Annotated in this window: 14 protein-coding genes; 4 read left to right on the top strand and 10 right to left on the bottom strand. The window is 63.1% G+C overall.

The features are described 5' to 3' along the window. Window positions 1-54: 54 nt before the first annotated feature. The 4 genes from ABQX22_RS19725 to acnA all read right to left on the bottom strand — a co-directional run bounded on the left by ABQX22_RS19725 (window position 55) and on the right by acnA (window position 6565). Complete coding sequence (locus ABQX22_RS19725; protein WP_349801534.1) at window positions 55-615, bottom strand: hypothetical protein; 561 nt, start codon at window positions 613-615, stop codon at window positions 55-57. Window positions 616-1172: 557 nt separating this feature from the next. Beyond that, on the bottom strand, window positions 1173-2738 hold the full coding sequence (locus ABQX22_RS19720) for a methyl-accepting chemotaxis protein (protein ID WP_349801533.1): 1566 nt from the start codon (window positions 2736-2738) through the stop codon (window positions 1173-1175). A 104-nt stretch (window positions 2739-2842) separates the two neighbouring features. Further along, window positions 2843-3634, bottom strand: coding sequence for a CPBP family intramembrane glutamic endopeptidase (locus ABQX22_RS19715; protein ID WP_349801532.1), 792 nt, complete (start codon window positions 3632-3634; stop codon window positions 2843-2845). 189 nt (window positions 3635-3823) lie between these two features. Beyond that, window positions 3824-6565 (bottom strand): aconitate hydratase AcnA, encoded by a 2742-nt coding sequence (gene acnA, locus ABQX22_RS19710; protein ID WP_349801531.1) that lies wholly within the window; start codon window positions 6563-6565, stop codon window positions 3824-3826. 233 nt (window positions 6566-6798) lie between these two features. Here acnA and rlmM point away from each other — a divergent pair, with 233 nt between their 5' ends. The 3 genes from rlmM (at window position 6799) to ABQX22_RS19695 (ending at window position 10252) form a co-directional block, all read left to right on the top strand. Further along, complete coding sequence (gene rlmM / locus ABQX22_RS19705) at window positions 6799-7866, top strand: 23S rRNA (cytidine(2498)-2'-O)-methyltransferase RlmM (protein ID WP_349801530.1); 1068 nt, start codon at window positions 6799-6801, stop codon at window positions 7864-7866. Window positions 7867-7913: 47 nt separating this feature from the next. Continuing rightward, complete coding sequence (locus ABQX22_RS19700) at window positions 7914-8477, top strand: helix-turn-helix domain-containing protein (protein ID WP_349801529.1); 564 nt, start codon at window positions 7914-7916, stop codon at window positions 8475-8477. 353 nt (window positions 8478-8830) lie between these two features. Then, window positions 8831-10252, top strand: a complete 1422-nt coding sequence (locus ABQX22_RS19695; protein ID WP_349801528.1) for an FAD/NAD(P)-binding protein — start codon at window positions 8831-8833, stop codon at window positions 10250-10252. A gap of 148 nt (window positions 10253-10400) precedes the next feature. On the opposite strand, the gene ABQX22_RS19690 is transcribed toward ABQX22_RS19695, so the two are convergent. Further along, window positions 10401-11501, bottom strand: a complete 1101-nt coding sequence (locus ABQX22_RS19690) for a sigma-54 interaction domain-containing protein (protein WP_349801527.1) — start codon at window positions 11499-11501, stop codon at window positions 10401-10403. Window positions 11502-11654: 153 nt separating this feature from the next. Next, complete coding sequence (gene ssuD / locus ABQX22_RS19685) at window positions 11655-12791, bottom strand: FMNH2-dependent alkanesulfonate monooxygenase (RefSeq protein WP_349801526.1); 1137 nt, start codon at window positions 12789-12791, stop codon at window positions 11655-11657. Window positions 12792-13093: 302 nt separating this feature from the next. On the opposite strand from ssuD, the gene ABQX22_RS19680 reads away from it, so the two are divergent. Next, window positions 13094-14008 carry a LysR substrate-binding domain-containing protein gene (locus tag ABQX22_RS19680; RefSeq protein WP_349801525.1) on the top strand — a complete coding sequence of 305 codons (915 nt, stop codon included), beginning with the start codon at window positions 13094-13096 and terminating at the stop codon, window positions 14006-14008. Between the two features lie 203 nt (window positions 14009-14211). Here ABQX22_RS19680 and leuD read toward each other — a convergent pair whose 3' ends face one another. The 4 genes from leuD to ABQX22_RS19660 all read right to left on the bottom strand — a co-directional run bounded on the left by leuD (window position 14212) and on the right by ABQX22_RS19660 (window position 18432). Next, window positions 14212-14820, bottom strand: a complete 609-nt coding sequence (gene leuD / locus ABQX22_RS19675) for a 3-isopropylmalate dehydratase small subunit (protein WP_349801524.1) — start codon at window positions 14818-14820, stop codon at window positions 14212-14214. A 1-nt stretch (window position 14821) separates the two neighbouring features. Next, the gene (leuC, locus tag ABQX22_RS19670) at window positions 14822-16243 is read right to left on the bottom strand and encodes a 3-isopropylmalate dehydratase large subunit (RefSeq protein WP_349801523.1); all 1422 of its coding nucleotides are present in this window, start codon (window positions 16241-16243) and stop codon (window positions 14822-14824) included. Window positions 16244-16379: 136 nt separating this feature from the next. Then, entirely contained in the window at window positions 16380-17393 is a 1014-nt protein-coding gene (locus ABQX22_RS19665) for a transporter (RefSeq protein ID WP_349801522.1), read from the bottom strand. A gap of 217 nt (window positions 17394-17610) precedes the next feature. Beyond that, window positions 17611-18432, bottom strand: coding sequence for an aldo/keto reductase (locus tag ABQX22_RS19660; RefSeq protein WP_349801521.1), 822 nt, complete (start codon window positions 18430-18432; stop codon window positions 17611-17613). Window positions 18433-18508 lie beyond the last annotated feature (76 nt).

Here is an 18508-nt window from a genome sequence, read left to right as displayed (position 1 = left end):
CCTCAGCCGTTCCTGAAGAATCCCGGTCATGTCATGTGGCCGGGATTTTTTCTTTCAGAAGCGGTTGCGTCGTACCGAACGGCGGCGCCGTCCAGGCCTTGGCCGGCCACCGGCTTGCAGATGGACGATCAGTCGCTCAGACACCCCCACCAGCCGGGATCGGCGGATGACCTCGTAATGAACCTGGACCTGTCCGTCCTGGTAATTGGCCAGTTGTTCACTGTTCAGGTATTGAACCAGGCGCGGCTCATTTCTTCGCCGGTCGGGCTCCAGCGTGGTGTAGAACGTGTTGTAGCCCCAAATCAACTTAATCCGGTCGCCTTTCCACAGTTTGCGTGAGCGGGGGATGTTGACGTACACGCCGTTGATAAGTTGCTCGGCCGTCACGTTATCAGCGTCGGCGCCTGTCAGGTACGGCGCGAGCAAGTTGGGTGTTTTCATATCAGTACGTTCATCGTGAGCCCACGGGAAGCCGCTGGCATGCCTGGAGGCCTGCTGGTCTTTTTCTGGTGGCTCCGCAGACGTGCATTTTTCTTGTTCGCTATTGTTATTTTCCATACGGGATGCATCGATGTCCGGCCTGATGTCAGGCTGCTGTTCGTCATCATTTCCCATACTGACTCCGTTGATTTTTATTGATGTAAGGCGTGTTCGGATTTCACCACCAGCGCCGTAGGAAGAGCACTTGGGAGGCCATGTTCAATTCGAAAATTGTTGCTGTCAACTTGATGGAAGGCGCAGGTTTATGGATGAATAGCGTGCCTTGGGCAAGATCGATGACCGGGAGCGCAAATGCCGGGGTGCGAGGTTGGGGCAGTGTTTACGGGCTTTCAGGGGGGGGATAGGGGTATATCAGGGAAAATATGTAAGATCGGTATTACAGATGTTTCCTAAGTTCTTGTGGGTTGACTGAGAAGTACGGGTGAGATTTCGTTTTTTAATTTCCCGGCCAGTGCCACACTTTATTTTTTATTGCTGCTGAATGAATATTATTTTATTAGCGTGATCACTCATTCGAATAGTTATTATTTATGGGGGCACGTGCTCGTTCAAGATGCAAAAGAGCGTCTTGATTAGCTCAATAAGTAAGCTCACACGCTCGCCGATAAACCCGAGGCATAAAAAAACCCCGGCAACACGATCTGCCGGGGCGTTTTTCAGGCTTTCAGGATCTACCGATTGAATCGCTCAACCAGCGAGTATTGGGTATTGGCCGTGGTGGTGAGTTCGGCGCTGAGGGTGGCGGAGCGGCGGGCTTCGTCTGAGGTCTGGTCGGCCAGTTGGGCGATGGTGGTGATGTTGCGGCTGACTTCCTCGGCCACCGAGCTTTGCTCCTCGGTGGCTGCGGCGATCTGGGTCGTCATGTCGGTAATGTTGGCCACCGCGTCGCTGATGCCCACCAACGCCTTGTCGGCTTCCAGCACGCGTTCCACACCTTCTTCCGCCTGGCGACGGCCGACGGTCATGGTCTGCACGGCGGCGTTGGCTGTCAGTTGCAGCTTGGCGATCAGGGTGTGGATTTGCGCGGTGGACGCGGTGGTGCGTTGCGCCAGTTGGCGAACCTCATCGGCGACGACCGCGAAGCCGCGGCCCATTTCACCGGCGCGAGCGGCTTCGATGGCGGCGTTTAGGGCCAGCAGGTTGGTCTGGTCGGCGATGCCTTTGATCACATCGACCACGCCACCGATTTCGTCGCTGTCCTTGGCCAGTTGCGTGACGGTTACGCCGGTTTCTCCGACGGATGTCGCCAGGCGTTGAATCGCTTCGCGGGTTTCGCTGGCGATGTCACGCCCCTGGCGGGTCAGCGTGTTGGCTTGCTGCGTGGCCTCGGCCGTGCGCTGCACGTGGCTGGCGACTTCCTGCGTGGTGGCCGCCATCTGGTTGATGGCGGTGGCCACCTGTTCGGTTTCGACGCGCTGACGTTCCAGACCGCTGGAGCTGGCCTGCGCCAGGCGGTCGGACTGCCTGGCCTGATCGGTCAGGTGTTCGGCGGTGTCCTGCAAGCGGGTCAGGCAGGTTTTCAGACGCGCTTCCTGACTGAGGATCGACATTTCGAGCCGTGCCTGCGGGCCTCGGCTGTCGGTGTACATCTGGGCGATCAGCGGGTCGGAGGTGGTTTGTTCGGCCAGCCGCAGCAGGCGTTTCAGCCCACGCTGCTGCCAGCTCAGGCCCAGCAGCCCCAAGGGCACCGACAGCACGGCCGCCACCAGGAAACCCCATGGAGAGTTGAGCCAGACGCCGATCAGGAAACTCAGCTGGCTGACCAGAATGAAGGGCAGCCAGTCCTGCAGGACCGGCAACCATTTGTCGCGGCCGGGTACCGCCGCCTTGCCGGCGTTCAGGCGTTTGTACAGCGCTTCGGCGCGTTTGATCTGCTCGGCCGTGGGCTTGATGCGAACCGATTCGAAACCCACCACCTGCCTGTTTTCAAAAACCGGCGTCACGTAGGCGTTTACCCAGTAGTGATCGCCATTCTTGCAACGGTTCTTGACGATGCCCATCCACGGTTGACCTGCTTTGAGGGTCATCCACATGTGCTCGAACACAGCCGACGGCACATCGGGATGGCGCACGGTATTGTGCGGCGCCTTGAGCAGCTCATCGTAGGCATAGCCGCTGATCTCGACGAACGCATCGTTGCAGTAAGTGATCACGCCGCGTGCGTCAGTGGTGGAGATCAGTCGTTGATCAGCGGGAAACGTGCGGTCGCGTTGAGTGACGGGCTGGTTATTGCGCATGAGCTATCTATCCGGGAAGGCTTTGACCGGGTATCGGCCCCGCGCGTGAAAAATTGAGTTTTTTGTGAACTGCATCACTAAATCCGAGGGCCGCGCTGGGACTTTCACCGGTCGAACATCGGGTAGGTAAACAGGCTGAAGTGCACCAGATTCAGGCCAAAATGAGTCAGCACAGCGGCGCTCAAACCGCCCAGCCGGTAGGCGATGCCGTAACCGATGCCGGCCAGTCCGGCCAGTAGCACCCATTGCCAGCCGGCACCCATATGGGCCAGGCCAAACGCGGCTGAGGCCAGTGCAACGGCCATCACGTCCTGGTACGGCAAGCGCTTGAACAGTCGGGTCAGGCCGCCCTGCATATAACCGCGAAAAAACAGCTCTTCGGTCAAGGTGACCAACAGCAGGTTGTTGAGCATCCAGAGGCCACTCAGCGCGGGCCATTTGGGTGTCCACGCGACCAGACCCAGTTCGACCGCAGTGGTCAGGCACACGGTGGCGGTCAGGATCAACGCGACGGCCGTCACTGTCGCCGAGCGGGCGACGGTCGCCCGATAGACCACCCACGGGCAGGCCAGCACCACCCAGATGCCGATCAGGGGCTTGTCGAGATGAAGAAACATGGAAAACGGTGCGGCTTCGGGGCTCAAGCGCACGGCGGCGATGGCGCGGGCGTTCAGAAAGCCCGGTAACCAGTGGCTGGCGAGCCCCAACGCCAGGGCGATGAACAACAGATGCCCGACGCTGTGTACCGCCCAGTGGTGAAAGTGACTGACGCAGATCCCGGCCATGATCAGCAGGCCGACGGTGACGACGGCCGGCACACTGAGTTGCCCGTAAGTGAATGCGACGGCGTAGCCAAGCGCAAGCAGCGCCAGCGTCGTCCAGCGTAACGCTGACATGGCAGCGTCCTTCAGCAGCTAAATGAGGCGGCGATTTTAGCGTTTAAAAGGGGCGCATGCCTGTCGGACGCTCATGTAGGTCGTCCGTAAATCGAGGTTGATATGTCCAGCTTCGACGTAGGGCATATCTGACACAGCGGGCTTGCCGGTAAAACAGTCCTCGCCCGGGGGACAGGCGAGGACCATGACTCAAGACGCGATCAGTTGGCGCAGCACGTAGTGCAGAATCCCGCCTGCCTTGAAGTATTCCACTTCATTCAGGGTATCGATCCGGCACAGCACATCGACACGTTCCGACGCCCCGTCTTCACGGGTGATGAGCAGGGTCAGGGTCATGCCCGGTTGCAGCGTCGCGCCGGTCAGGCCGGTGATGTCGAGGGTCTCGGTGCCGGTCAGCCCCAGCGTCTTGCGGCTTTGGCCGCCCTTGAACTGCAGGGGCAGAACGCCCATACCGACCAGATTGGAACGGTGAATGCGCTCGAAGCTTTCAGCGATCACCGCCTTGACCCCCAACAGGTTGGTGCCCTTGGCTGCCCAGTCACGGCTCGACCCGGTGCCGTATTCCTGCCCCGCGACCACCACCAGCGGCGTGCCTTCCTGCTGATAACGCATGGCCGCGTCGTAGATCGGCAGTTTTTCATCGGTGGGCACGTGCAGGGTGAAGCCGCCTTCTTCGTTGCCCAGCATTTCGTTGCGGATGCGGATGTTGGCGAAGGTGCCGCGCATCATCACTTCGTGGTTGCCACGCCGCGAGCCATAGGAGTTGAAGTCCTTGGGCTCGACCCCCTTGCTGCGCAGGTAGCGCCCGGCCGGGCTGTCGGCCTTGATGTTGCCGGCGGGGGAGATGTGGTCGGTGGTGACCGAGTCGCCCAGTATTGCCAGCACCCGCGCCTGACTGACATCGGCGATGACCGGCAGCGGGCCAGCGACGTCATCGAAGAACGGCGGATGCTGGATGTAGGTCGAATCCTCCTGCCACACGTACGTCGCGGCCTGTGGCACTTCAATGGCCTGCCATTTGGCGTCACCGGCGAACACTTCGGCGTATTCCTTGTGGAACATCGCGGTGTCGACTTTCTGCACCGCGTCGGCGATTTCCTGGCTGGTGGGCCAGATGTCGCGCAGGTAGACCGGCTGGCCGTCGCTGCCTTCGCCCAGGGGTTCGCTGCTCAAATCCGTGCGCACGGTGCCGGCCAGCGCGTAGGCCACCACCAGCGGCGGCGAGGCCAGCCAGTTGGTTTTCACCAGTGGATGAACCCGGCCTTCGAAGTTGCGGTTGCCGGACAGCACCGACGCCACGGTCAGGTCCGACTGCTGAATGGCTTTTTCGATGGGATCGCGCAGCGGGCCCGAGTTGCCGATGCAGGTCGTGCAGCCGTACCCGACCAGATCAAAGCCCAAAGCGTCGAGGTATTGCGTCAGCCCGGCGGCCTTGTAGTAATCGGTGACCACTTTGGAGCCCGGCGCGAGCGAACTCTTGACCCACGGCTTGCGCTGCAGACCTTTCTCCACCGCCTTCTTGGCCAGCAGACCCGCCGCCATCATCACGCTGGGGTTGGAGGTGTTGGTGCAGGACGTGATCGCGGCGATGACCACGGCACCGTTTTTCAGGCGGTATTTGGCGCCTTCGTACTCGTAGTCCGCTTCGCCGACCTGAGCCGCGTTACCCACCGCGACACCGCCGCCGCCCTCGCTCTCCAGACGACCTTCTTCGTGCTTGCTGGGCTTGAGTTGCAGGCCGAGGAAGTCATCGAACGCCTGGCCGACATCGGGCAGTGCGACGCGGTCCTGCGGGCGTTTCGGCCCGGCAAGGCTGGCGACCACGGTGCTCATGTCCAGCTCCAGGGCATCGGTGAACACCGGTTCCTGACCCGCCAGACGCCACAGGCCCTGCGCCTTGCAATAGGCTTCGACCAGCGCGACGGTTTCAGGTGGACGGCCCGACAGGCGCAGGTAATCCAGGGTCACGTCGTCCACCGGGAAGAAACCGCAGGTCGCGCCATATTCCGGGGCCATGTTGCCGATGGTGGCGCGGTCGGCCAAGGGCAGATCGGCCAGGCCATCGCCATAGAATTCGACGAATTTCCCGACCACGCCTTTCTTGCGCAGCATCTGGGTAACGGTCAGCACCAGGTCAGTGGCGGTGATGCCTTCGTTGAGCTTGCCCAGCAGTTTGAAGCCGATCACTTCGGGGATCAGCATCGACACCGGCTGGCCGAGCATGGCGGCTTCGGCCTCGATGCCGCCGACGCCCCAGCCCAGTACGCCCAGGCCGTTGATCATGGTGGTGTGGGAATCGGTACCGACCAGCGTGTCCGGAAAGGCGTAGGTGCGGCCGTCCTCTTCCCTGGTCCACACGGTGCGGCCCAGGTATTCCAGGTTGACCTGGTGACAGATCCCGGTGCCCGGCGGCACCACGCTGAAGTTGTCGAAGGCGCTCTGGCCCCAACGCAGGAAAGCATAGCGTTCGCCGTTGCGCTGCATTTCGATGTCGACGTTTTCACCAAACGCCTCGGCATCGCCGAACTTGTCGACCATCACCGAGTGGTCGATCACCAGGTCCACCGGCGACAACGGGTTGATACGCTGCGGATCGCCACCGGCCTTGGCCACCGCCGCGCGCATGGCGGCGAGGTCGACCACTGCCGGCACGCCGGTGAAGTCCTGCATCAGGACGCGGGCAGGTCGGTACTGGATTTCGCGATCGGATTTGCGCTCGGTCAGCCACGCGGCGATGGATTTCAGGTCTTCACCGGTGACGGTCTTGTTGTCTTCCCAGCGCAGCAGGTTTTCCAGCAGCACCTTGAGTGACATGGGCAGCTTGTCCAGGTAGCCGAGGGATTTGGCGGCGTCGGGCAAACTGAAGTAGTGGTAGGTCTTGTTGTTGACGTCGAGTGTTTTAAGGCTTTTCAGGCTATTGAGGGAGGGCATGAAGTAACTCCTTGACGAGTCCGCACGGCACGGACCTGGGGGAATCGGACAAACCAAAACAGGGGTGAACGATTGACACGAACGCTCTGGACGGCGGCTTGTGTAGTACTGGACCTGCAAGCCGAGCCAGTGGTTCCTGATTGGGCTATCATGCGCCGCTTTTGTGTCTCTGAGGTTTATCCTCACCTATAAGTCGCGCCAGACAGCGGTTTGGCCCGCGCAGAGGAGCTCCAATGAACACCCTGTTTATGCATTGCCGACCGGGCTTTGAAAGCGAAGTCTGCTCGGAAATCAGCGAGCACGCGGCGCGCCTGGACGTCGCCGGTTACGCCAAGGCCAAGACCAGTGCGGCGTACGCCGAGTTCGTCTGCACCGAAGAAGGCGGCGCCGAACGCCTGATGCACAGCGTGCGTTTCATGGACCTGATTTTCCCTCGGCAATGGGCGCGGGGCGTGTTTCTGGAGCTGCCGGAAACCGACCGCATCAGCGTCATTCTGGCGCACATGGCCGATTTCGCCACCTGCGGCAGTGTGTGGCTGGAAGTGGTGGACACCAATGATGGCAAGGAGCTGTCCACGTTTTGCCGCAAGTTCGAAGCGCCGCTGCGCAAGGCCCTGATGCAGGCGGGCAAGCTGGTGGACAACCCCGGCCTGCCGCGTCTGTTATTGACCTTCAAGAGCGGTCGCGAAGTGTTTCTCGGGCTGGCGGAGGCCGATAATTCGGCCATGTGGCCCATGGGCATTCCCCGCCTGAAGTTCCCCCGTGAAGCGCCGAGCCGCTCGACGCTGAAGCTGGAAGAAGCCTGGCATCATTTCATCCCGCGCGATCAGTGGGATGAACGTCTGTCGGGCGACATGACCGGCGTCGATCTGGGCGCAGCGCCCGGTGGCTGGACCTACCAACTGGTGCGGCGCGGGATGCTGGTGACCGCCATCGACAACGGTCCCATGGCCGAAAGCCTGATGGACACCGGTCTGGTCCAGCACTTGATGGCTGATGGCTTTACCTACAAGCCGCGTCAGCCGGTGGACTGGATGGTCTGCGACATTGTCGAGAAGCCGGCGCGCAACGCCGCCTTGCTGGAAACCTGGCTGGGCGAGGGCCTGTGCCGGGAAGCGGTGGTCAACCTCAAGTTGCCGATGAAGCAGCGTTACGCCGAAGTGCGCCGGCTGCTGGACCGCATCGAAGAAGGCTTCAAGGCGCGGGGCGTCAAGGTCGCCATCGGCTGCAAACAGCTGTACCACGACCGCGAAGAAGTGACCTGCCATTTGCGGCGGCTGGACATGAAGCGCAAGGCGTAGCGCGCAGATCGGGTTGATATGGGCGAACTCACTCGCAGGTTCTGACAGTGCACAAAGACAACCCCCCACGGCCACCGGTGTTGCAACACGTCAGCCTCAACGTTCGGCGTTTGCGTCGTGACGCGGGGCTCAGCCAGACCGCGCTGGCAGAAACGTCCGGGGTCAGCCGACGGATGCTGGTGGCCATTGAAGCGGGCGAGACCAACGTCAGCCTGGCGACCCTCGACCGGGTGGCCGACGCCCTGGCGGTGGCGTTCAGCGACCTGATTCAGGCGCCGGACCAGCGCGACGCCAGCCGAATCAACGAGCTCGCCTGGGCCGGCGCGCTGCCGGGGAGCAGGGCGGTGCTGCTGGCCAAGGCCACGGCGCGGCGCGAAGTCGAGCTGTGGGCATTCAGCCTGGCGCCCGGCGAAACCTACGCCTGCGAAGCCGACCCGGAAGGCTGGAGCGTGCAGCTTTACGTGATCGAAGGTGCCCTGACCGTGACCGTCGCCGATCAGGTTCAGCGGCTGGCGCCCGGGGATTTCCTGATGTTCGCCAGCGACCAGGCCCATGCGTTCAGCAACGAAGGGGATGTGCTCGTGCGGTTTGTCAGGAATGTGGTGATTTAGCCGGCGCCTGCCATGGGTGGGAGGGAGCTTGCTCGCGATGACACGGGTACAGGCGCAGGGCTTTTTGTTGAATGCACAGTTTTTCGCGAGCAAGCTCCCTCCCACAGGCTTCGTACGAACGGTGCGCAACTGTCTCCCCCGCAACACCCATTCAACACTCTGCTGAATTTTCCTGCCGACCCTCCCGCCATATCCCACCCAACACTGCACCAAATCCGGCATGCCCCGTGCACAGTCCTCACGACGAATGTTTGCTGCCTGAGCGGCGAAACGCTGTCTTGTCTGAAACCCGCTCCGCGCTCACCATACGCAACAGCCGCGCCACCTTAAAAAAGACCCCAAGGCGATACCCCATGACCTCTGACACCCCTCGACTGGCCGCTGACATCCTGATTGTGGGGGGTGGGCTGAGCGGTACGATGCTGGCGGTTCAACTGCTGCGCCTGCCGGGCCGGCGGCGGATCGTGATCATCGAGCCCCGCCGCGAAGTCGGCCGCGGCGAAGCCTACAGCGCCACCGAACTGGGCCACACCCTGAACGGCAACGCTGCGCGCATGAGCGTCGATCCGGACAACGCCAGCGACCTCACCCAGTGGCTGACCGGTTTCATTGCCGCGGGCGGTTGGCCGGAGTCCGATGAGCAGCACGTGCCGGTGGCCGAATTGTTCCCGCCCCGGGGCACTTTCGGCCTGTACGTGCAGCAACGTCTGGCCGAAGCGCAAGTGATCGGCGCGGCCCATGGCTCCACCGTCGAGCACGTGCGGGGCGAGGCCGTTGATCTGGTGACAGATGCGGGCGGCGTGGACATCACCCTGGCGGACGGCACACGGTTGCGCGGTGCCTTCGGCGTGCTGGCGACCGGCATGTTTGCCGCCGCCCGCACCCCGCAACGGGACGCCAACGAGCTCAATGCCGCTGCGGTCGACCCCTGGGACGTGAGCGCCATGCGCGGGCTCGATCCCCTGGGCCGTGTGCTGATCATTGGATCGGGCCTGACCATGGTCGACGCCGTGGTGTCCCTGGAACAAGCAGGGCATCGCGGCCCCATCGAGGTGTTCTCCCGCCACGGACTGCTGCCCCATGTGCGCCGGCAACCGCCGGCGTGGCCGGATTTCCTCGGCGCCGACCCTAGCCTGCGCAGTACGCGGCAACTGGTGCGGGCGTTGCGCGAGCAATGCGCGCTGGCCCTGGCTCAAGGCATCGACTGGCAGGCACCGCTGGACACGGTGCGAGTGCATATTCCCAGGCTGTGGAGTCAGGCGACTGACCGGCAACGCCGACAATTCGTACGCCATGTTCGGCCGTGGTGGGAGAGCCATCACCACCGTTCGCCGCCGCCCAGTGCGGCTTTGCTGGCCCGGTTGGTGGAGGAGGGGCGGCTGACGGTTCACGCTGCGTGCCTGCTGGGGCTCGAGCCTTCGGACGGCGCGTCAGTGGCGATTCGGGTGCGCCGCCGGGGCGAGTCGGCACCGACCCTGATTAAAGGCGAAGCGCTAATCAACTCCACGGGCATTCAATACGACTGGCGCCGCGTGGATCGGCCGCTGCCCCGGCAGTTGCTGGCCCGCGGACTGGTTCAGCCGGGCCCGTTGGCGCTGGGCATCGCCGCCGACCCGAGCGGCGCTGTGCGGGATGCTGACGGCAGGGTGTCCAAGCGATTGTTCGCCATGGGCCCGCCGCTGCGCGGCCAGTGGTGGGAAAGCACCGCCGTGACCGATGTGGCGCTGCAGGCCAAGGCGCTGGCGAGCACATTGGCTGGCCAAGGTAACTGCTGATCAGTCAGGACGGCCCTCTCGCGGGCGACCCATAAACCTGTTGGAGCGAGGCTTGCCCGCGAAGAGAGCACCGCAGTGCATCAGACAAACCGAGGTGTCAGCTTCGCGGGCAAGCCTCGCTCCAACCATTCAGCCCGCGTGTGAACGATCAGACCGATAAATGCAGCAGCCGATCACCCTGCTGCTGTTCGCCGGACCGGCGTTTGTTGACCGCCAGCTCCCCGATTTTGATCAGGCGCGCGCGGGTGACGTTGCGGCTCAGGCCCAGCAGCCCGGCGGTGTGCACCTGGTTGCAGTGGCTGAAGCGGTACGCGGCGCGCAGTAATGCGTCCTCAACCTTTTCGTGCAGCGCGCCGGCCTGTTCTTCGAACAATCGTTGAAACGCACGCTCGAGCAGGGCCTGGGTCGAGTCATCCACCGGCGCGGCCTCGTCCTGGCGTTCGATGCGCAGGTTCGACAGGCGCAAATCATCGCGCTCGATCACGCCGTCCCGGCAGATCAGCAGCGTGTGGTGAATGACGTTTTCCAGCTCGCGAATGTTGCCGGGCCAGCTGTAGGTCTTGAGCTTATGCTCGGCTTCGGCGGTTAAACGAATCGGCCCGTAGCCCATGCGCTGGCTGTAGACCTGAATGAAGTGACGCACCAGCGGCATGATGTCGCCGGGTCGTTCGCGCAGGGTGTGCAGTTCCAGATTGACCACGTTGAGCCGGTAATACAGGTCCTCGCGGAAATGCCCGGCGTTGATGGCGCGTTCCAGCTGCACGTTGGTGGCCGCCAGCACTCGCACGTCGATGGGCGTGCTCTTGCGTGAACCCAGGCGCACTACCTCGCGCTCCTGCAGTACGCGCAGCAGTTTGACCTGGATCGCCATGGGCAGATCGCCGATTTCATCGAGAAACAGGGTGCCGCCGTTGGCCTCTTCGAACCAGCCGGCCTTGGCGGTCAGGGCGCCGGTGAACGCGCCTTTTTCGTGACCGAACAGCTCGGCCTCCACCAGTGATTCAGAGAACGCCCCGCAGTTGACGGCCACGAACGGGCGATGGCGACGCGCGCTGAGGTTGTGGATATGCCGCGCGATCAACTCTTTGCCGGTGCCGGTTTCGCCGATGATCAACACGCTGGCTTCGCTGGGTGCCACCTGCTGCACGTGGGCCAGCAGTGCCTGTGATTTCGGGTCCTCGAACACCTGCGCCGTGGCACGGATTGAAGTCGCCAGCGCGGGCGAGGGCGGTAGGGTCAGTAGCTGCATGGGGGGATCACTTTTGAACTGAAGGTTGTGAGCTTCAGTCCCGTGGGAGCGGACCTGTCCGCGAATGCAGTAGTCCAGACGCCAAAACGGCGTCGGATGTACTGGCCTCTTCGCGGACAGGTCCGCTCCCACAGGGCTGGTCGGCTCCCGGCATTACTTGTGCGGCGGCAAGTCGTTGGCGATCATTTCGCCGAACGGGCCGGTCAGGTTGGTCAGGCCACCGCCCGCCAGGCTGCGGTACGGCTCGGGTAGCAGCGGGAACACCAGTTCGGCGAAGCGGTAGGCTTCTTCCAGGTGCGGATAGCCCGAGAAAATGAAGCTGTCGATGCCCAGGTCCGCGTATTCCTTGATCCGCGCGGCCACTTCTTCGGGATTGCCCACCAGCGCCGTGCCAGCCCCGCCACGCACCAGGCCGACGCCGGCCCACAGGTTGGGCGCGATCTCCAGATTGTCGCGGCGGCCGTCGTGCAGCGCGGCCATGCGGCGTTGACCTTCGGAGTCGAAACGGGAGAAGGATTTTTGCGCAGCAGCAATGGTCTCGTCGCTGATGTGCTCGATCAGGGTGCTCGCCGCTTTCCAGGCTTCTTCGCTGGTCTGGCGCACGATCACGTGCAAACGAATGCCGAACTTCACGGTGCGGCCCTTGCGCGCGGCACGTTCACGGATGTCCGCCAGCTTTTCGGCCACTGCGGCAGGCGGCTCGCCCCAGGTCAGGTACACGTCCACCTGGTCGGCCGCCAGCTCGTGGGCCGCTTCCGAGGATCCGCCGAAGTACAGCGGCGGATAGGGTTTCTGGATCGGCGGGTACAGCGCTTTGGCGTTCTGCACGCGCAGGTGTTTGCCCTCGAAATCCACCGCTTCGCCCTGAAGCACGCGACGCCAGATCTGCAGGAATTCATCGGTCACTTCGTAGCGTTCGGCGTGATCGAGAAAGCTGCCATCGCCGCGGTTTTCGTCCGGATCGCCGCCGGTCACGACGTTGATCAGCAAACGGCCGCCCGACAGACGATCCAGCGTGGCCGCCATGCGCGCCGAAACCGTCGGGGAAATGATCCCCGGACGAATCGCCACCAGATAGCGCAAGCGTTCGGTCAGCGGCACCAGGGCCGAGGCGATCACCCAGGAGTCTTCGCACGAGCGACCAGTCGGAATCAACACGCCGTGGTAACCGAGGCTGTCGGCGGCCTGGGCCACTTGCTTCAAGTAGTTCAGGGTCACCGGGCGCGCGCCCTTGGTGGTCCCCAGATAATGGCCGTCGCCGTGAGTCGGTAGAAACCAGAAAACATCCATGAGCGTTCCTTCAAGCGAAATCGATGGCTGTGTCTAAGGGGTGTATTTATAGAGCCTGAGATTTATTCCGCAAAAGAACCGAATTCCATATTTTTAGATCGTTTGGAGATATGGTGCGATATCGGGGGGGCATGCGCTCGGCTGAAGCTCCGGTGTTATTCTGCGGCGGACGCGATCCTGTAGGAGCGCGCTTGCCCGCGAACGCGGTGTGTCATTCACACCATTGGGTTCAGAAATAACGCTTTCGCGGGCAAGCGCGCTCCTACAAAGGGCGTTTTCATTCCCTACCAGACAGAACCCGCATGACCTCAAAGAAAGAAATCGCGCCGCTGCCCGAAGACCTGCGGGTGTTCCTGACCGTGATCCGCAAGGCCGGTTTCGCCGCTGCGGCCGATGAGCTGGGGCTGTCGCCGGCGTACGTCAGCAAACGCATCCAGATCCTCGAAAGCACCCTCGCCACGCGCCTGCTGCACCGCACCAGCCGCCGTGTAGCGCTGACCGAAGACGGCGAGCGGGTGCAGCGTTGGGCGGTGCGCATTCTTGAAGATTTCCAGCGGCTGCACGACGAACTGGCGGACGCCCATTCCGAGCCTCGCGGCCGTCTGCACCTGTGCAGCTCCTTCGGCTTCGGCCGCAATCAGGTGGCGCCGGCCGTCTCGCGGCTGGCCGAGCAGTACCCGGAGCTGGAGATACGCCTGGACCTGTTCGACCGGGTGGTGGACATCGTCAACGAAGGCTTCGATCTGGAGATTCGTGTGGGGGATGACATTCCCGGACAGCACATCGGCCGCCAGTTGGTCAGTAATCGCCGGGTGCTCTGTGCGGCGCCGTCCTACCTTGAGCGGCGCGGTGTCCCGCAGCAGTTGAGTGATCTGGAGCAGCACGATTGCTTGGTGATCAAGGAGCGCGACAACGCGTTCGGCATCTGGCACGTGGAGCGGGACGGCGTTCGGGAGAGCGTGCGGGTCAGCGGGCCGCTGTCGTCCAACAGCGGCGAGATCGTGCTGCAGTGGGGGCTTGATGGGCGTGGGGTGTTTCAGCGTTCGTTGTGGGACGTGAAACCGTTTCTGGACCAGGGCCGGCTGGTGCAAGTGCTGCCGGACTGCACCGAAAGCGCCAACGTCTGGGCGGTGTACCCGACGCGGCTGGCCAACTCAGGAAAATTGCGCGTGTGCGTGGAGTTTCTGCAGGCGCATTTTCGGGGGTTGTCGTTGTAGGGGGCGGCCACCGCCGCTGTTCTGATTCTGGCCGGAGGCCGTGGGAGTCCAGCTTGCTGACGATCTGCCGGGAACCGGCAGCAAATCCCTTCAACCCGTTGTGTCAGTCAAGTCGAGATAAGTGATTTTGCGACCGGTTCCCGGCCGATCGCTGGCAAGCCGAGCTCCCACGCCTTCGGCAGAAGCAGGCGTGCGCTATCAGATCACCCCAACCACGGATTGTCCGCCAGGTGCCGCAGCTCGAACGCGCGGATCTGTTCGCTGCGCTGCAAGGTGCTGCCGATCGCGTCCAGCCCCGACAGCAGGGCGTCCTTGCGCAAGGCATCGATCTGAAACGCCATCACCCGACCGTCCGCCAGGCGAATCTGTTGCTGCGGCAAATCCACCTCGATCTGCGCCGTGTCGGGCTGACTGACCACGCGCCCCAACGCCTGAATCTGCGCGTCGTCCAGGGTGATGATCAGCACCCCGTTGCGCTGGCAGTTGTCGTAGAAAATCCCGGCGAAACGGCTGCCGATCAGCGCGCGGATGCCCATCTGCTTGAGCCCCCACACCGCGTGTTCACGGCTGGAACCACAGCCAAAATTCGGCCCGACCACCAGGAAGACCGCGCCCTGCCAGGCCGGCTGGTTGAGGATGAAGGCCGGGTCAGGCTCGCCATCGGGCAGAAAGCGCAGGTCGAAAAACAGCCCTCGGTCCAGTCCGGCCCGGTCGATGCCTTTGAGAAACTGCTTGGGCATGATCACGTCGGTGTCGACGTTGGCGGCGAGCATCGGTGCGGCCTTGCCGCTGACGTGGGTGAATGGCTGCATGTCAGAGACTCCCTTGCAAAATGCGAACGTCGGTCAGATGCCCGGTGATGGCAGCGGCCGCCACCATCGCCGGGCTCATCAAATGGGTGCGTGCGCCGGCGCCTTGGCGGCCTTCGAAATTTCGGTTGGTGCTGGAGGCGCAGCGGTCGCCGGGGGCCATTACGTCGTCGTTCATCGCCAGGCACATCGAACAGCCGGACTGGCGCCATTCAAAGCCTGCGTCACGGAAGATCGTCGCCAGCCCTTCGGCTTCGGCCTGGTCCCGCACTGCGGTAGAACCCGGCACGATCATCGCCCGCACATGCCCGGCCACCTGCTTGCCGCGCACGACCTGGGCCGCGTCACGCAAATCCTCGATCCGCGCGTTGGTGCACGAGCCGATAAACGCGTGGCTGATGACGATGGCGCTGAGCGCCATGCCGGCCTCCAGGCCCATGTAGGTGAGGGCGCGGCGCATGTCCTGGCGCAGGATCGGATCGGCGATGGCGTCCGGGTCCGGCACGCGGGCGCCAATGGCGGCGGCCTGGTCCGGGCTGGTGCCCCAGGTCACCATCGGTTGCAGGTCCCGGGCATCCAGCCGGACTTCCCGGTCGAACACCGCGCCGGGGTCGCTGTGCAACTGCTGCCAGCTGGCCACGGCCCGGTTCCACAACTCGCCCTTGGGCGTTCGGGGTTTGTCTTTCAGATACGCGAACACTTTCTCGTCCGGGGCCATGAACGCACCGCGCGCGCCGGCTTCGACGGCCATGTTGCAGATGGTCATCCGCGCCTCGACGCTCAGCCCCGCAATGGTCGAACCGGTGAATTCGATGGCGTATCCGGTGGCGCCCGACGCACCGATCTTGCCGATCAGGGCCATGATCACGTCCTTGGAAGTGAGGCCTTTGGACAGGTCGCCGTCCACCGTCACCCGCATGCTTTTCAGGCGTTTGTAGACCAGCGTCTGGGAGGCCAGCAGGTGTTCAATTTCCGAGGTGCCGATGCCAAAACCGAACGCCCCCAGCGCGCCATAGGTGGTCGTATGGCTGTCCCCGGCGGCAATCACCATGCCCGGCAGAATGAAGCCCTGTTCAGGGGCAATGACGTGTTCGATGCCCTGGCGCTTGTCCAGCACGTCGAACAGCTCGATGCCGAATTTTTCGCAGTTCTGCGCCAGGTACGACACCTGCAGTGCGCCGCCGGCATCGGCCATGGCGGCCACGCGTTGCGGCGCGGTGGGGTTGACGTGATCGACCACGGCCAGCGCCGTCTCCGGCCGCCAGACATCCCGCCCGGCTTCGCGCAAACCGCTGAACGCTTGCGGGCTGGTGTATTCGTTGATGACCTGACGGTCGATGTACAACAGGACATGGCCCTGATCATCAAGAGTGCACACGGTGTGTGAGTCGATGTGTTTGTCGTAGAGGGTTCTTATTGGAGTCATGGGGGCGCTCACGGTAAAGACATCATGGCCAGGCAGGTGGCGCTGACATCTTCGAACGCAGGCGTCAGGCCATCAATGGCAGGACAGTGAAGGCTTGGGACATGGATCGTGTTGGATGGCGGTGGGAGCCGCTAGCTCACTCCCGACTCTTCCGAAACGCCCACCGCCCCGCAATAACCGTAAACGTCGCCACCAACGCCACCAGCACCCAGAACCCATGGGGATCGCTGGCCAGGGGGATGCCGCCGACGTTCATCCCGAAAAACCCCGCCACGATGTTGATCGGCAGGGCCAGGACGGTGACCACGGTCAGGGTGAAGAGGGTGCGGCTGCTCTGTTCGTTGAGGTTGGCGGCGATTTCTTCCTGCAGCAGCTTGATGCGTTCCCCCAGCGCTGTGAGGTCGCTGATCACCAGCGCCGACTCCTCGGTGGACTGGCGCAGCTCCTGCAAATCCTCTTCCAGCAACCAGTGTGGCGGCTTGTGCAAGAGGCGCATCAGCGAGCCCGGTTCCAGGGCCAGCAGCCGTTGCAGGCGCACCAGCACCCGACGCATGGCGCCCAGCTCCGAGCGGTTGTTGCTCAGGCGCTGGGACAGCAACTGGTCCTCGATCTTGTCCACGCTGATGCTGGTCTGGCGCATGAACTGCGACAGCACGTCGCTCTGGTCCCGCAGCAGATGGGCGAGCAATTCCAGGGGCGAGCGGAACAGTTCGCCGTGCTTGACCGAGGCGCGCAGCTTGTCCACCGACCGCAGCGGGTGATGGCGCGCGGTGATCAGCATTCCGCTGCGCACGCACACCCACAAGGTGGCGATGTCGGTGGAGACGCGGTTGAAATCGAACACCACATCGTTGACCACTGCCAGCAGCGCCGAATCCACGTGCTCGATGCGCGTTGAACGCGAGCCTTCGTGCAGGGCTTCGAAAAATTCATCGGGCAGATCAAGCCTGGTTTTCAGCCAGCGTTCGCAGCCGGCGTGGGCGAGGTTCAGGTGCAGCCATACGAATTCGTTGGGTTCGCCGGGCGTTTGCAGGCATGCCAGCGCCTCGGTGGACGCCACCTCGTGCCCCGGCTCTTCCGGGCGAAAGCGGAAGGCGTAAAGAAGGCCGAACAGGTCGGAGTCCTGATGGGGGGCGATGCGTGGGTTCATGGAGGCTCGCTGCGGGAGGGTGCCCAGAGAGGCAGGCACAGATCGACATCCGCATCATCGCAAGCGGTTTTGACAGTTTTGTGACGGTTGTTAGAGCGAGTACCACTGCCGACTGTAGGAGCGCGCTTGCCCGCGATGACGGCCTTCCTGAGAAAAACAGGTCCACTGACCCACCGCAATCGCGGGCAAGCGCGCTCCTACAAGGTCTGTGTCGGGCTTACACCATCGACAACCGCTGCTTGCGGTGCGGCGCGGGCCAGGCTTTGTCGATCAGCAGCTCGTCGTCGATGCTCAGTTCGATCCGCGCTGCATCGACATTGAGCGCAATGTGCTCGGGGCTCACGGCCTTGGGAATCGCGATCACGCCGTCCTGCCGCAGCACCCACGCCAGGCTGATCTGCGCCGGGGTGGCGTCGTGGCGTTCGGCGACTTCCAGCAGGGCAGGGTTTTTCAGCAGGTGGCCGGCCTGGCCAATCGGGCAGTACGCCATGAGCGGCATGTCGACGTTCTGCATCCACGGCAACAGGTCGTACTCGATGCCGCGCTCCTCGGGGTTGTACAGCACCTGATTGGTGGCGCAGGCCGAATTATCAAGCTCGAGCATGTCGGACACGTCGAAATTGGACACGCCCCAGCGGCCGATCTTGCCCGCGTCGCGCAGGCGCTCGAAGGCCTCCACGGTTTCTTCCAGCGGGTACTGGCCCGGCCAGTGCAGCAAATACAGGTCGATGTAGTCGGTGTTCATCCGTTTGAGGCTGCGTTCGCACGCTTGGGTAATGCCCAGGCGGCTGGCGTTGTGCGGGTAGACCTTGCTCACCAGCATGACCTTGTCCCGCTGACCGGCGATGGCCTGGCCGACCACCTCTTCCGCGCCGCCTTCGGCGTACATCTCGGCGGTGTCGATCAGCGTCAGGCCAAGCTCCATGCCGAGTTTGAGCGCTGACACTTCGGCCTCGCGTTCCTGCCTTTTTTCGCCCATGTGCCAGGTGCCCTGGCCGATGACGGGAACGGTTTTGCCTGCCAGTTCGAGGGTGCGCATGGTGGCTCCTGCAAATAAGGGGGTGATGAATGTCTGGCAGTGGATGGGCGGCGGGGTTCAATTGCATGAAGGCAGC

Origin of the sequence: Xanthomonas sp. WHRI 1810A (assembly GCF_040202885.1) — a bacterium.
Classification (GTDB): Bacteria; Pseudomonadota; Gammaproteobacteria; order Pseudomonadales; family Pseudomonadaceae; genus Aquipseudomonas.
This window is presented reverse-complemented; position numbering and strand designations above follow the sequence as displayed.

What these genes read in the sequence shown, in the direction of transcription:
- ABQX22_RS19665 (WP_349801522.1), bottom strand. Translation starts at nt 17,393, where the DNA reads ATGAACCCACGCATCGCCCCCCATCAGGACTCCGACCTGTTCGGCCTT.
- ABQX22_RS19695 (WP_349801528.1), top strand. Translation starts at nt 8,831, where the DNA reads ATGACCTCTGACACCCCTCGACTGGCCGCTGACATCCTGATTGTGGGG.
- acnA (WP_349801531.1), bottom strand. Translation starts at nt 6,565, where the DNA reads ATGCCCTCCCTCAATAGCCTGAAAAGCCTTAAAACACTCGACGTCAAC.
- ABQX22_RS19660 (WP_349801521.1), bottom strand. Translation starts at nt 18,432, where the DNA reads ATGCGCACCCTCGAACTGGCAGGCAAAACCGTTCCCGTCATCGGCCAG.
- ABQX22_RS19720 (WP_349801533.1), bottom strand. Translation starts at nt 2,738, where the DNA reads ATGCGCAATAACCAGCCCGTCACTCAACGCGACCGCACGTTTCCCGCT.
- ABQX22_RS19680 (WP_349801525.1), top strand. Translation starts at nt 13,094, where the DNA reads ATGACCTCAAAGAAAGAAATCGCGCCGCTGCCCGAAGACCTGCGGGTG.
- rlmM (WP_349801530.1), top strand. Translation starts at nt 6,799, where the DNA reads ATGAACACCCTGTTTATGCATTGCCGACCGGGCTTTGAAAGCGAAGTC.
- ABQX22_RS19715 (WP_349801532.1), bottom strand. Translation starts at nt 3,634, where the DNA reads ATGTCAGCGTTACGCTGGACGACGCTGGCGCTGCTTGCGCTTGGCTAC.
- leuD (WP_349801524.1), bottom strand. Translation starts at nt 14,820, where the DNA reads ATGCAGCCATTCACCCACGTCAGCGGCAAGGCCGCACCGATGCTCGCC.
- ssuD (WP_349801526.1), bottom strand. Translation starts at nt 12,791, where the DNA reads ATGGATGTTTTCTGGTTTCTACCGACTCACGGCGACGGCCATTATCTG.
- ABQX22_RS19690 (WP_349801527.1), bottom strand. Translation starts at nt 11,501, where the DNA reads ATGCAGCTACTGACCCTACCGCCCTCGCCCGCGCTGGCGACTTCAATC.
- ABQX22_RS19725 (WP_349801534.1), bottom strand. Translation starts at nt 615, where the DNA reads ATGGGAAATGATGACGAACAGCAGCCTGACATCAGGCCGGACATCGAT.
- leuC (WP_349801523.1), bottom strand. Translation starts at nt 16,243, where the DNA reads ATGACTCCAATAAGAACCCTCTACGACAAACACATCGACTCACACACC.